The organism is Sphingorhabdus sp., assembly GCF_023910635.1.
Lineage (GTDB): Bacteria > Pseudomonadota > Alphaproteobacteria > Sphingomonadales > Sphingomonadaceae > Sphingorhabdus_B.
In genome coordinates, this window is record NZ_JAAVVZ010000004.1 from 194,700 (window position 1) to 205,736 (window position 11,037).

Genomic DNA, 11,037 nt, shown 5'->3' on the forward strand with positions numbered 1-11,037 from the left:
GCCTTCGCTGTATCGAAGGCGCTGTATAGGGCAGGTTTCGAATCATCTGGTCCAAAGGAGAATGGTTAGGTTTATGACTGGGACGGCATTGCTTTTCCTTGTCCTTGGTCTCGGCCTTATTGGCTGGATCGCCGGGCGCGCACGTGCGGCTGCGTTTGTGCGCAGCGCAAAGGGCGGGCCTCGGGGCACCGTCAACAGCCTGCCTTATTATCATGGCTGGTTCGTTGCGATATGCGCCATTGCGCCTGCACTTGCCTTCATGTTTATCTGGCAATCGATTTCCCCGTCATTGGTCACCAACATGGTGCTGTCGGCCCCTGCGGCGGCCGACCTGCCACAAGAAGGTTTCGCGCGCGCCGCGATCCTGTCGGAAGCGCGGGCGATTGCGCAAGGTTTCCAAGCCACTGCCTTTCAGGGTGAGAGCGAAAGGCTCGTGCCTTTGTACAAAGGCGCATTGGCCTACTATAAATGGATTGGCGTGGCCGCGACATTATCGCTGCTCTTCGCAGGCGGCGCGTTTGCATTCACCCGCATAAAGCCTGACTTCCGGGCCCGCAGCAAGGTCGAACGCGTTGTCATGTTCGGGTTGCTGGTCGCATCATTGATTGCAATTCTTACAACGCTGGGGATTTTCGCCTCGCTGATTTTTGAATCATGGCGTTTCTTCTCGATGGTATCGCCATTTGAATTTCTGTTTGGCACTGAATGGAACCCAAAATCGGTTGTGACGCCCGGGGCGGACAATGGTTATGGCGCGATTCCGTTATTCTGGGGCACGATTTTCATTGGCGCGATTATCGCCATGATTGTCGCAATTCCGCTGGGCTTGATGAGCGCGATTTTCTTGACGCAATATGCGTCCGCGACAGTGCGTAAATGGATGAAGCCAATACTCGAAATTCTGGCGGGTGTTCCGACTGTGGTATATGGATATTTCGCCGCATTAACGGTGGCGCCTGCGGTGCGTGACTTTGCAGTCATGCTGGGCGTCAGCAATGCGGCGTCCGACAATGCCTTAGCCGCCGGCATCGTCATGGGCGTCATGATTATTCCATTGGTGTCGTCGATGTCCGATGACAGCATCGCCGCCGTGCCCAGCGCCATGCGCGACGGCAGCCTTGCCATGGGCGCCACCAAGAGCGAGACTATCAAGCAAGTGTTGCTGCCTGCCGCCTTGCCCGGCGTTGTCGGGGGTGTCTTGCTGGCCGTCAGCCGCGCGATTGGCGAAACCATGATCGTCGTCATGGCGGCAGGTTACACCGCCAACCTCACCGCCAACCCATTTGCGACCATCACCACCGTTACCGTTCAGATTGTCGCGCTCTTGACCGGTGACCAAGATTTCGGAAGCCCGCACACGCTTGCTGCATTTGCGCTTGGCCTTGCGTTGTTCGTGACGACATTCTTCCTCAATTATGTCGCATTGCGCGTCGTGAAAAAATATCGGGAAGCATATGAGTGAAGCCATGATGGATCCGACACCCACCGACTGGAACGGGCAGATCATGCAAAAGCGTATTGCGCGGCGCTATGCGGCCGAGCGTCGGTTTAAGGCGATGGGCTTTCTGGCTGTTGCCTTGTCGACTGTGTTCCTCGCCTTTTTGCTGTTCACGATGCTGGGCCAAGGCTTGCGTGGTTTTCAGCGCACCGAAATTGCGGTCGATTTTGACTTTCCCGCGTTAACGTCCGGCACAACGGCTGCCGCAATCAGTGGCACCAACGCAGATGCCGCGCTTAATTCTATGGATGTGCCCGGCATCGTTGAACTTGCCGTTGCCCAACAATATGGGGACATAAGTGAGGGCCTTTTGACTGCGGGCGCTGCGGGCAATGTACGGCAGATGCTGATTGATAATCCCGGCCTTGTCACCTCAAAGCAGCAGCTTTGGTTGCCAGTGGATTCGCGATTGGATGTTGCGTTCAAGCGCGATGGTGAGCCGGCAGCCGAACAGACAGTATCCGCTCTGGCGCAAAAAGACGCGTTGCGCACTGCCTTTAACTGGACGTTCCTGACAGGTGCAGACGCCACTGACCCATCGGCGGTTGGCATCTGGGCCGCGTTCAAGGGATCGTTGATGACCATGGCGATTACCCTGATGCTTGCCTTCCCGGTCGGCGTATTGGCCGCGTTATATCTTGAGGAATATGCTGCAAAGAATAAGCTGACCGACATGATTGAAGTGTCGATCAACAATTTGGCGGCCGTGCCTTCCATCATCTTTGGTCTGCTTGGGCTTGCGGTTTTCCTGACCCTGTTCGGTATGCCGCGGTCGTCTGCATTGGTCGGCGGTTTAACGCTTGCGCTGATGACTATGCCAGTCATCGTCATTGCGGGCCGCAATGCTGTCAAATCCGTGCCGCCGTCGATCCGTGAGGCGGCATTGGGCATTGGTGCCTCGCCCGTGCAAGTCGTGTTCCACCATGTGCTTCCGCTTGCCCTTCCGGGCATATTAACGGGCACTATTATCGGCATGGCGCGCGCCTTGGGTGAAACGGCACCATTGTTGATGATCGGCATGCGCGCCTTCATTCCGGCTGCGCCCGAAGGCTTCACCGACGCGACAACCGCTTTGCCCGTGCAAATCTATCTTTGGTCGGACGAGGTCAATCAGGGCTTTGTTGAAAAAACCAGTGCCGCAATCATTGTGTTGCTGATATTCTTGTTGGGCATGAACGCCCTTGCCATCTATCTTCGCAACCGTTTCGAAACGCGTTGGTGACCTATGAAAACAAAGGACTACAATGTGGGCGTAACCCCCGGAATAGCCAAAATATCCACACGCAATGTGAATGTATATTATGGCGACAAGCAAGCCATTAACGACGTTTCGATCGACGTTGATCGTGAGAATGTCACTGCGTTTATCGGTCCGTCTGGCTGCGGAAAGTCAACATTTCTGCGGTCGTTGAACCGGATGAACGACACCGTCGCAGGGGCCCGTGTGGAGGGTCAGATACTGCTCGACGGCGAAGACATTTATGCGTCTGGCATGGATGTCGTGCAATTGCGGGCGCGCGTCGGAATGGTGTTTCAAAAGCCAAATCCATTCCCGAAATCGATTTACGACAATGTCGCTTACGGTCCGCGTATCCACGGTCTCGCCAGCGGCAAGGCCGAGTTGGATCAAATCGTCGAAACGTCACTCACCCGCGCTGGATTGTGGGCCGAGGTCAAGGATCGCCTGAGCGAGAGCGGAACGGCGTTGTCCGGCGGTCAGCAGCAACGCCTGTGCATTGCCCGCGCCATTGCGGTGGACCCTGAAGTCATACTGATGGATGAACCTTGCTCCGCGCTTGACCCAATCGCCACTGCGCGGATTGAGGAGTTAATTCACGACCTGCGCGGCAAATATGCTATCATCATCGTGACCCACAATATGCAGCAAGCCGCGCGTGTGTCACAACGCACCGCCTTTTTCCATTTGGGCCATTTGATTGAATTTGGTGAAACGTCCGACATATTTACCAATCCACGCGAAGACCGCACCAAAGATTATATTACAGGCCGCTACGGTTAGAAAGATTGCAACATGAGCACTGGCACAAAGCACACAATCACTGCATTTGACGACGACATGGACGAAATCCGTGGGCTCATTGCCGAAATGGGTGCGCGGGCCGAAGCTGCGGTCATTGCGGCGATGAAGGCGTTGACCGAGCATGACGTGGAAGCCGCTGCCACTATTCGCGCCGACGACAAAATCATTGATAGTCTAGAAACCGAAGTAGAGCGATTGGTCGTTCGCACTATCGCCTTGCGCGCCCCCATGGCGGACGATTTACGCGAACTGATTGCGGCACTTAAAATGTCGGCCGTCATTGAACGTATTGGTGATTATGCCAAAAACATAGCCAAGCGTGTGCCCAAGATGGAGGGCAAGATACACGCATCCGCGAAAGAACAATTGGGCCGCATGGGCGAAATCGTCGTCGAAATGATCCGCACGGCGATGGACGCTTATGCCAAGCGTGACGTCGATCTGGCGCGCGCAGTCACCATTCGCGACGATGTGGTGGATCAGCTTAACAAGGATTTGTTTGTCGACTTCGTCGCTTATGTGGCAAAAAATCCCCAGAACGCGACGGAGGTCGCGCATTTGCTGTTCACCGCCAAGAACCTCGAACGGATTGGCGATCACACAACCACCGTTGCCCAAATGATTTATTTTACCGAAACGGGTGAAAACCTGCCCGACGCTTAAAGCGGAGATATATATGCCCAAGGCGCAATTGCTATTGGTTGAAGACGACAGTGCGCTTGCCGAGCTGGTCCGCTGGCATTTTGAGCGTGAGGAATTCGACGTCCAACACACCGGCGACGGTGAAGAGGCGCTGTTGATGGCCAAGGAGCGCACGCCTGATTTGGTATTGCTCGATTGGATGCTGGAGAATTTATCCGGCATCGAAGTATGCCGCCAATTGCGCAAGTCGGACAACACCGCCAATGTGCCAATCATCATGCTCACCGCGCGCGGTGAAGAAGATGACCGCATTCGCGGGCTAGAAATTGGTGCTGATGATTATGTCACCAAGCCATTTTCACCACGCGAACTCGTTGCCCGTGCAAAGGCCGTCCTGCGCCGCGTGCGCCCAGCCCTGGCTGGCGAAGCCTTGCGCTTCGGTGATGTGGAAATGGACACTGTCGCGCACAAGGTGAAACGCGGTGGTAAGCAGGTGCCTTTGGGGCCGACCGAGTACCGGTTGCTAAAGCATTTCCTCGAATATCCAGGCCATGTCTTTTCGCGTGAGCGCTTGCTCGACAGCGTATGGGGCCATGACAGCGACATCGAAATCCGCACTGTGGATGTCCATATCCGCCGCCTGCGCAAGGCCTTGAACGAAGGCTTTGACAGCGACATCATCCGGACCGTGCGTTCGGCGGGCTATTCGCTCGATCAAGACGCCGTTTAAAATTCCAGTTGCATCCGCGCTGCCACAACATCGACAGAATAATCGCGCTTATCCACGGGCAATGTTGAAAGCGGGTCGACCATAGCTGCCATTGGGCCGCCTTTAACCTGCACGCTGCCATAATTGAACATGAACCGAATATAGTCGATCGGATACCAGTTCACGCCGAATAGATAGCTGGACTGCTTACCCCCGCGCCCAAGCCGCGTATTGAGCGAAGCCAGGCTGCTGATTCCGGTCGCAAAATTATTTGTCGCACCATTTTTCAGCGCATTGCTGTCGAGGTCGAGATATTCAAAGCGGCCCGCGATTTGGAACGCCCCTAAACCTTTTTTGTCGATGGGCTTGAGAACCTTCGTTCGGCTCCAAATGCCATCCTTATATCCACGGGTCTCACCTGTTAGGAAATATCCCGCTTCGGCGTACATCCCGAAAAAGCTTGGGTCGCCCGCTGGCGTAACAACATCTCCACCGGAGAAGCTGTCCAACCCGGTTGCGATGCTACCCGCACGATAGGCATTTACTTTGGTCCACTGACCTTCCCCGGCGAAATAGAAACCTGGGAATATCGCCGCCAGTTCCAACCCGACGATGCGGTCGCTCTTGGCTGCAAAACTGCCGGTGTCGACAAAACGCACGTCGGTTAATTGCGTATTCGGACGTGCGCGATAGCGCGCAATCTGGTTGGTCGAGGGGGCGTTGACGGACACTGAAGCCGTGGATCTATTGTTTGATGCAAATTCGCGTTGCTGGACCGTTGCACCAAAATGCAACTGCCCTCCAAAAGCTTTGGGCGCATAGACAAGCCGTCCAGCACCGATCCACCCGTCATTGTCGAATGAACTGTCGATGCTGTGTGCGGCAAACAATCCTGCCTCCGCACGAATGGCGTTATCTTCATCATGCCACGCGACCGCGCCACCCAGCCTGCGGCTGTTCAAAAAGGCATCGTTAAATGCGGCGCGTTCGGTGAAGCTGTTATTGTTGGAGCTTGCGATTTGCTCCAGCCCATTTAACGTTTCGAAATTCCCAATCCGAACGTTAATTGGCGCGTTTTTGGGATTATAGCTTAAAAACACGTCGCCAAAGGCCACATTACCGTTCGCAAAATCACCTTCGACTTTATAGCCAAAGCCGCCCGGCATCGTCCCCTCTGCACCAAGGCGTACGCGACGTACCCTGCTGTTGAAACCTAGATTTCGATTGGCGGCATAATCGCCGGGAATGCTCACATAGCCCGCATCATAATGGATCCGCCCGCGCGGCTTAAAGCTCCAACCATCGGGGCCGCTGGACTCTGGGCCGCCCTTCCATTTAACCTCAGTCGCAGTCTTTTTTTCGACGGCATTTATTTTTGCAGAGATAGCCGCGAGCTGTTCTTTCAGCGCCGCAACTTCAGCGCGCAGGGCATCGACCTCCGAGCCGTTTTCCTGCGCATAGCCAGGCACAGCGGCGGTTGTCATTGTGAGCAAAGCTGTTCCGTAAAGCCATTTTTTCGAGGTCACGATGTAATCCTGTTTATTTGATGACGGCTAAACAACAAATATGTGTCTCAACAATGACGCGAATATTGCGATTTTATGACAGCCAAAATCTATTGCTTTACGCTTGCGTCAACTGGGCTGTCATGCCAAGGCTCAAGTCAATTTCGCGGCCCCAGCCGCAATTGATTATGGAGATCTATTATGACCATCAGTTTTAAAGACAAAGTCGCAATTGTGACAGGTGCAGGCGGCGGTTTGGGCAAAGCTTATGCGCTTGAACTGGCCAAGCGCGGTGCCAAAGTGGTGGTCAATGATCTGGGCGGCGCGCGCGATGGCACGGGCACATCCGATGCAGCGGCGCAAGTTGTCGAACAGATTAAGGCCGCTGGCGGCGAAGCGATGGCCAATGGCGGCAGCGTCACCGAATATGACCAAATGGTTGAAATGGTGGCTAAGGCGAAAGAGGCCTTTGGCGGCGTGCACATATTGATCAACAATGCCGGTATCTTGCGCGACAAAAGCTTTGCCAAGATGGACATGCCCGATTTCGACCTCGTGCTTCAGGTCCATGTCATGGGTTCGGCCAATTGCACCAAGGCGGTTTGGGACATAATGCGCGACCAAGCCTATGGCCGTATCTTGATGACCACGTCGTCAACGGGCCTATACGGCAATTTCGGCCAGGCAAATTATGGCGCGGCAAAGCTTGGCCTTGCCGGCTTTACCAAGACGCTCCATTTGGAAGGCGCGAAATATAATGTCCGCGTCAACTCGCTTGCGCCCGTCGCTGGCACACGCATGACCGAAGATATTTTCCCAGAAGGGCTGTTTGAACAATTCACCCCTGAAAATGTCGTGCCAGCCGCGCTCTATCTGGTCAGCGAAGACGCACCGACCAACATGATCATCGGCGCAGGCGGCGGTGGCTATCACGCGGCCTATGTCACCATGACCCCTGGCGTCGCGCTGCGTCAGGAAGACCGCAATGTCGAAGGCTTCGCCGCAGCATGGGACAAGATCATCGACCGCACCGGCGAAACCGTGCCGCAATCGGGTGGCGAACAATCCATCGCGGTGATGAAGGCGTTGCAAGCATTGGGCTAAGCCGCCCCAATAGTGCCTTATAAAGCCCGGTCTTTGGCCGGGCTTTTTTACGCGTCGACCAGTTTCATTAACTTGCGTTCGACAGGTGCCAGCACGGGTCCGAGATCATGGCCGCGTTTCAGGATTGCGCCGCCTTCGCCGACCAACGCCCACATGCCTTGGCGGTTGCGCAACGCGGGACGTTTTTCGATGCGATATTCAGGCCGCTCGGTCGCGCGGCGGAACATGCTGAACACTGCGGCGTCGCGGCCCAAGTCAATGGCATAATCCCGCCAGTTTCCCGCCGCGACCATCCGGCCATATAGGTTCAGTATCTGCATCAGCTCATTTTTGTCAAAGCCGACCTGATTGTGGCGGCTAACCCCAGGAAAGGGCGTGATGACCGCGCTCAACTGACCTTGCGTCCCTTGGCTGGACGTGGCTTGGCAGGCGTAACTTTCGAACTGGCGTCACGCTGTGCCATCAACTCGGCCACTTTCTTACGCAAGCTTTCAATCTCGCATTGCATGATCTCAAGGCTTTGTGTCGCTGGGTCGAACATTTCGCGGCAAGGCGTGCCGTACGGCATGAAATCACGTGCGTAGGTTTCCGCCTTTACGAGCGTCGATCGCGCTTTTTGACCAATCATGGTCGCGCCGGCGGGCACATCGTCTGTCACGACCGCAGCAGCGCCAATGCGCGCACGTTCGCCAACGGTAATGGGCCCAAGAATCTGCGCGCCCGAACCGATGATGACATTATCCAATATGGTCGGATGCCGCTTTCCACCAATTCCCGTCGTCGGATTGGTGCCGCCAAGCGTGACATTTTGATACATGGTGACATTATCACCGATTTCCGCCGTTTCGCCAATGACGCTGAAACCGTGATCCAAAAAGAAATTGCTACCAATTTTCGCGCCAGGGTGAATGTCGATACCCGTCAGGAAACGCGCAAAGTGATTGACCAGCCGCGCCAGAAAAAACATCTGGCCCAAAAACAACCAGTGCGCGACGCGGTGATAGCCTACCGCCCAAACGCCGGGATATAACAAAATCTCCCACCGTGAACGCGGCGCGGGGTCGCGTTCTTTGATCGAATCGAGATAATCAATGAAATTAGAAATAAACATACATGACTCTGCTGGCCTTTGCCGGACCCGATGATAGTTCATAAGCTAAGACGTTCGGGTGGGTTTTTCCAGCAAAGGATGCAGTTTGCCGATAATTATGTATATAAAAATTAGTAAAAACGATTATGCGCCTTCTATTGATTAACGGAACCGATTTATGAGCACATATCTTCCAACGCTAAAACAGCTGCAATATCTGGTTGCGTTGCAAGAGCACGGCCATTTTGGAAAGGCTGCCGAATCCTGTTTCGTCACGCAATCGACGCTATCGGCGGGCATTCGAGAGCTGGAATCGCTGCTCGGCATTATGTTGGTTGAACGCACGCGCCGCGTTGTCCGGTTCACGCCGCTTGGCAACAAGATGGTCGCAAAGGCGCACCGGATATTGCGCGAAGCAGAGGAGCTGGCGGAAATGGCACGTTCGGCGGGCACGCCGTTGGCCGATGACCTGCGGATGAGCGTCATTCCAACCATCGCGCCGTTTTTGCTGCCGAAATTATTGCCCGCATTGCGTAAGCAATATCCCGATCTGAAATTATATTTGCGCGAAGAAGCCAGCGCCGCTGCAATCGACGCCTTGCATCATGGACAGGTCGATTGTGTATTGCTGGCGCTGCCCTTTGCCGCTGGCGATATTGAAAAAGCGACTTTGTTTGACGACCGTTTATTTGTGGCGTTTCCCAAGGACGACCCGCGCGACCCCCCTGAAAGCATCAAGCCCGAACTGATCGACGAAAGCAGGTTGCTTTTGCTGGTTGATGGCCACTGCCTTAAGGATCATGCGCTTGCCGCCTGCAACCGCCCAGAAATGCGTGCCTTTGCAACGATGCTGGGCACATCGCTGCATACGCTGGTGCAAATGGTCGATAATGGCCTTGGCCTGACCATCATCCCCGAAATGGCCATTACAGCGGGATTGTTGAACGGCACCGATGTGCAGGCCCGCCCATTGAACGCCGAACATGCGTCGCGTGAGATTGCGTTGGTGTGGCGCACCAACAGCCCGCGGCGTGAGGAATTTGAACTGCTGGCGGATGCGTTGCGCGGCTTGCACGCCGCATAATTATGTCCAGCGTTCGGCGCGTGCGTCATCGCTCGCTTTGGCGTCGACCCATTGTGCGGTGCCATCGGCATAATGCTCGCGCTTCCAAAATGGTGCCTCGGTCTTCAGCCGGTCAATGAGGAACGCCGTCGCCTCCAATGCCTCCGCCCGGTGCAACGAAGCGGCCCCGACAACGACCACAGGAGCCCCCACAGGGACGATACCAACGCGGTGGGTGACAACAGCGCCCAGCAATGACCATCGCGCTGTGGCGGCTTCTATGAGGCTGTAAAGGCTTGCCTCGGTCATGCCGGGATAATGTTCCAATTCAATCGCCGTTACCCCTTTATCGTCGCGCACAATGCCCATGAAACTGGCCAATGCACCACCGCCAAGACCCGCCAAAGCGGCCAGCTCCGACGCGGGCTCAATTGGCGCATTGCTGATCCGCACCACTTTCATCCGCCCGTAACCGGTGGGAAAATCGCCAATTCCTGCGCCGCGCCCAGCAGAGCATCGACCGCAACCATTTCTTGGTCCAACGCGAAACGCAGGCGTGAATGGTCATGTAATGCGCGGGCATGCTCTTGGGAACCCGCAGAAATCCACGCCACAAGATCGCCAACACTGCGGGCATCCTGCGGCACATCGCATTCTTCGGATGACAGCCCAATCGCCTCACGCACGCTGGCAAAATACACCAATTTCATGGCGTCAATCCATATGCTTGATGCCGACGCGCAGATAATCCCAACCGGTAATCATCGTCAGCACCGCCGCGATCCACAACAACAGCAACGCTGCTTGCTTCAGCAAAATCCAGTCCGGCAGCGCCCCAGCCAAAATGACGCCGCCAAGCGAGACCAATTGAAATGTCGTTTTCCATTTGGCGAGTTTGGACACTGGCACCGAAATCTGAAGCCCTGCAAGAAATTCACGCAAACCCGACACAATCATTTCGCGCAACAAGATGATCAAGGCGGCAATCACGTGCCACCCTTCCAAATCGCGGGTGAACACCAACATCAAAATGACGGCGGCGATCATGATTTTGTCGGCGATGGGGTCAAGAAAGACGCCCAGTTTCGACACTGTCCCTTGTGCGCGGGCGAGATAGCCGTCGAAATAATCGGTGATGCCCATCAGGCAATAGAGCACGAACGCAAACGCATAATCGAGCGGTAGCGGCTGCACGCTCATTGGCTTGGTCCCGGGCCACAAAAGGAAAACCAATATGGGCACGGCGAAAATTCGCGACAGGGTCAGGATATTGGGCAGGCTGAGCATAAAGCGTCGATAGCGTGATGCGCGGGTAAAATCACCTGACTATTTAACCGCGAACCGAAATCCGCTTTGCCATGCTTCCAACCGGCAGCTAAGGCACG

13 protein-coding genes are annotated in these 11,037 nt (G+C 55.3%); 7 read left to right on the forward strand and 6 right to left on the reverse strand.

Going from position 1 to position 11,037, the window contains the following annotated elements; genetic code table 11:
- The first annotated feature begins 73 nt into the window (after nt 1–73).
- Genes pstC through phoB form a run of 5 tightly spaced genes read left to right on the forward strand, consistent with a single transcriptional unit; the run spans nt 74 to nt 4,911 of the window.
- The gene (gene pstC, locus HEQ34_RS03770) at nt 74–1,462 is read left to right on the forward strand and encodes a phosphate ABC transporter permease subunit PstC (protein WP_296197636.1); all 1,389 of its coding nucleotides are present in this window, start codon (nt 74–76) and stop codon (nt 1,460–1,462) included.
- Between the two features lie 4 nt (nt 1,463–1,466).
- On the forward strand, nt 1,467–2,720 hold the full coding sequence (gene pstA / locus HEQ34_RS03775; RefSeq protein ID WP_296197601.1) for a phosphate ABC transporter permease PstA: 1,254 nt from the start codon (nt 1,467–1,469) through the stop codon (nt 2,718–2,720).
- 3 nt (nt 2,721–2,723) lie between these two features.
- Entirely contained in the window at nt 2,724–3,518 is a 795-nt protein-coding gene (gene pstB, locus HEQ34_RS03780) for a phosphate ABC transporter ATP-binding protein PstB (protein WP_296197603.1), read from the forward strand.
- Nucleotides 3,519–3,530: 12 nt separating this feature from the next.
- Nucleotides 3,531–4,202, forward strand: coding sequence for a phosphate signaling complex protein PhoU (gene phoU / locus HEQ34_RS03785; RefSeq protein WP_296197605.1), 672 nt, complete (start codon nt 3,531–3,533; stop codon nt 4,200–4,202).
- Between the two features lie 13 nt (nt 4,203–4,215).
- Nucleotides 4,216–4,911 (forward strand): phosphate regulon transcriptional regulator PhoB, encoded by a 696-nt coding sequence (gene phoB / locus HEQ34_RS03790; RefSeq protein ID WP_295491557.1) that lies wholly within the window; start codon nt 4,216–4,218, stop codon nt 4,909–4,911.
- On the opposite strand, the gene HEQ34_RS03795 is transcribed toward phoB, so the two are convergent.
- Nucleotides 4,908–6,416, reverse strand: a complete 1,509-nt coding sequence (locus HEQ34_RS03795) for a porin (protein ID WP_296197608.1) — start codon at nt 6,414–6,416, stop codon at nt 4,908–4,910. The genes phoB and HEQ34_RS03795 overlap by 4 nt on opposite strands.
- A 180-nt stretch (nt 6,417–6,596) precedes the next feature.
- Between HEQ34_RS03795 and HEQ34_RS03800 the strand changes: the two genes are divergently transcribed.
- Nucleotides 6,597–7,499, forward strand: a complete 903-nt coding sequence (locus tag HEQ34_RS03800) for an SDR family oxidoreductase (protein ID WP_296197611.1) — start codon at nt 6,597–6,599, stop codon at nt 7,497–7,499.
- Between the two features lie 47 nt (nt 7,500–7,546).
- Here HEQ34_RS03800 and HEQ34_RS03805 read toward each other — a convergent pair whose 3' ends face one another.
- Both HEQ34_RS03805 and epsC read right to left on the reverse strand, forming a co-directional pair.
- A complete protein-coding gene (locus HEQ34_RS03805; RefSeq protein ID WP_296197614.1) occupies nt 7,547–7,891 on the reverse strand; it encodes a DUF2794 domain-containing protein in 345 nt (114 codons plus the stop codon).
- Nucleotides 7,888–8,610, reverse strand: coding sequence for a serine O-acetyltransferase EpsC (gene epsC, locus HEQ34_RS03810; RefSeq protein WP_296197617.1), 723 nt, complete (start codon nt 8,608–8,610; stop codon nt 7,888–7,890). Before epsC ends, HEQ34_RS03805 begins: the two co-directional genes overlap by 4 nt.
- A gap of 157 nt (nt 8,611–8,767) precedes the next feature.
- Between epsC and HEQ34_RS03815 the strand changes: the two genes are divergently transcribed.
- Entirely contained in the window at nt 8,768–9,673 is a 906-nt protein-coding gene (locus tag HEQ34_RS03815) for a hydrogen peroxide-inducible genes activator (protein ID WP_296197619.1), read from the forward strand.
- On the opposite strand, the gene HEQ34_RS03820 is transcribed toward HEQ34_RS03815, so the two are convergent.
- Genes HEQ34_RS03820 through pgsA form a run of 3 tightly spaced genes read right to left on the reverse strand, consistent with a single transcriptional unit; the run spans nt 9,674 to nt 10,939 of the window.
- A complete protein-coding gene (locus HEQ34_RS03820) occupies nt 9,674–10,114 on the reverse strand; it encodes a molybdenum cofactor biosynthesis protein MoaE (RefSeq protein WP_296197622.1) in 441 nt (146 codons plus the stop codon).
- Nucleotides 10,111–10,362 carry a molybdopterin converting factor subunit 1 gene (gene moaD, locus HEQ34_RS03825; protein ID WP_296197624.1) on the reverse strand — a complete coding sequence of 84 codons (252 nt, stop codon included), beginning with the start codon at nt 10,360–10,362 and terminating at the stop codon, nt 10,111–10,113. The genes HEQ34_RS03820 and moaD overlap by 4 nt, the downstream gene beginning before the upstream one ends.
- A 4-nt stretch (nt 10,363–10,366) precedes the next feature.
- Nucleotides 10,367–10,939, reverse strand: coding sequence for a CDP-diacylglycerol--glycerol-3-phosphate 3-phosphatidyltransferase (gene pgsA / locus HEQ34_RS03830; RefSeq protein WP_296197626.1), 573 nt, complete (start codon nt 10,937–10,939; stop codon nt 10,367–10,369).
- Nucleotides 10,940–11,037 lie beyond the last annotated feature (98 nt).

Bases quoted from the DNA above. Each gene is read 5' to 3' on its own strand.
- moaD (WP_296197624.1), bottom strand. From the start codon at position 10,362: ATGAAATTGGTGTATTTTGCCAGCGTGCGTGAGGCGATTGGGCTGTCA.
- pstA (WP_296197601.1), top strand. From the start codon at position 1,467: ATGATGGATCCGACACCCACCGACTGGAACGGGCAGATCATGCAAAAG.
- epsC (WP_296197617.1), bottom strand. From the start codon at position 8,610: ATGTTTATTTCTAATTTCATTGATTATCTCGATTCGATCAAAGAACGC.
- pgsA (WP_296197626.1), bottom strand. From the start codon at position 10,939: ATGCTCAGCCTGCCCAATATCCTGACCCTGTCGCGAATTTTCGCCGTG.
- HEQ34_RS03820 (WP_296197622.1), bottom strand. From the start codon at position 10,114: ATGAAAGTGGTGCGGATCAGCAATGCGCCAATTGAGCCCGCGTCGGAG.
- HEQ34_RS03800 (WP_296197611.1), top strand. From the start codon at position 6,597: ATGACCATCAGTTTTAAAGACAAAGTCGCAATTGTGACAGGTGCAGGC.
- phoB (WP_295491557.1), top strand. From the start codon at position 4,216: ATGCCCAAGGCGCAATTGCTATTGGTTGAAGACGACAGTGCGCTTGCC.
- HEQ34_RS03815 (WP_296197619.1), top strand. From the start codon at position 8,768: ATGAGCACATATCTTCCAACGCTAAAACAGCTGCAATATCTGGTTGCG.
- phoU (WP_296197605.1), top strand. From the start codon at position 3,531: ATGAGCACTGGCACAAAGCACACAATCACTGCATTTGACGACGACATG.
- pstB (WP_296197603.1), top strand. From the start codon at position 2,724: ATGAAAACAAAGGACTACAATGTGGGCGTAACCCCCGGAATAGCCAAA.
- pstC (WP_296197636.1), top strand. From the start codon at position 74: ATGACTGGGACGGCATTGCTTTTCCTTGTCCTTGGTCTCGGCCTTATT.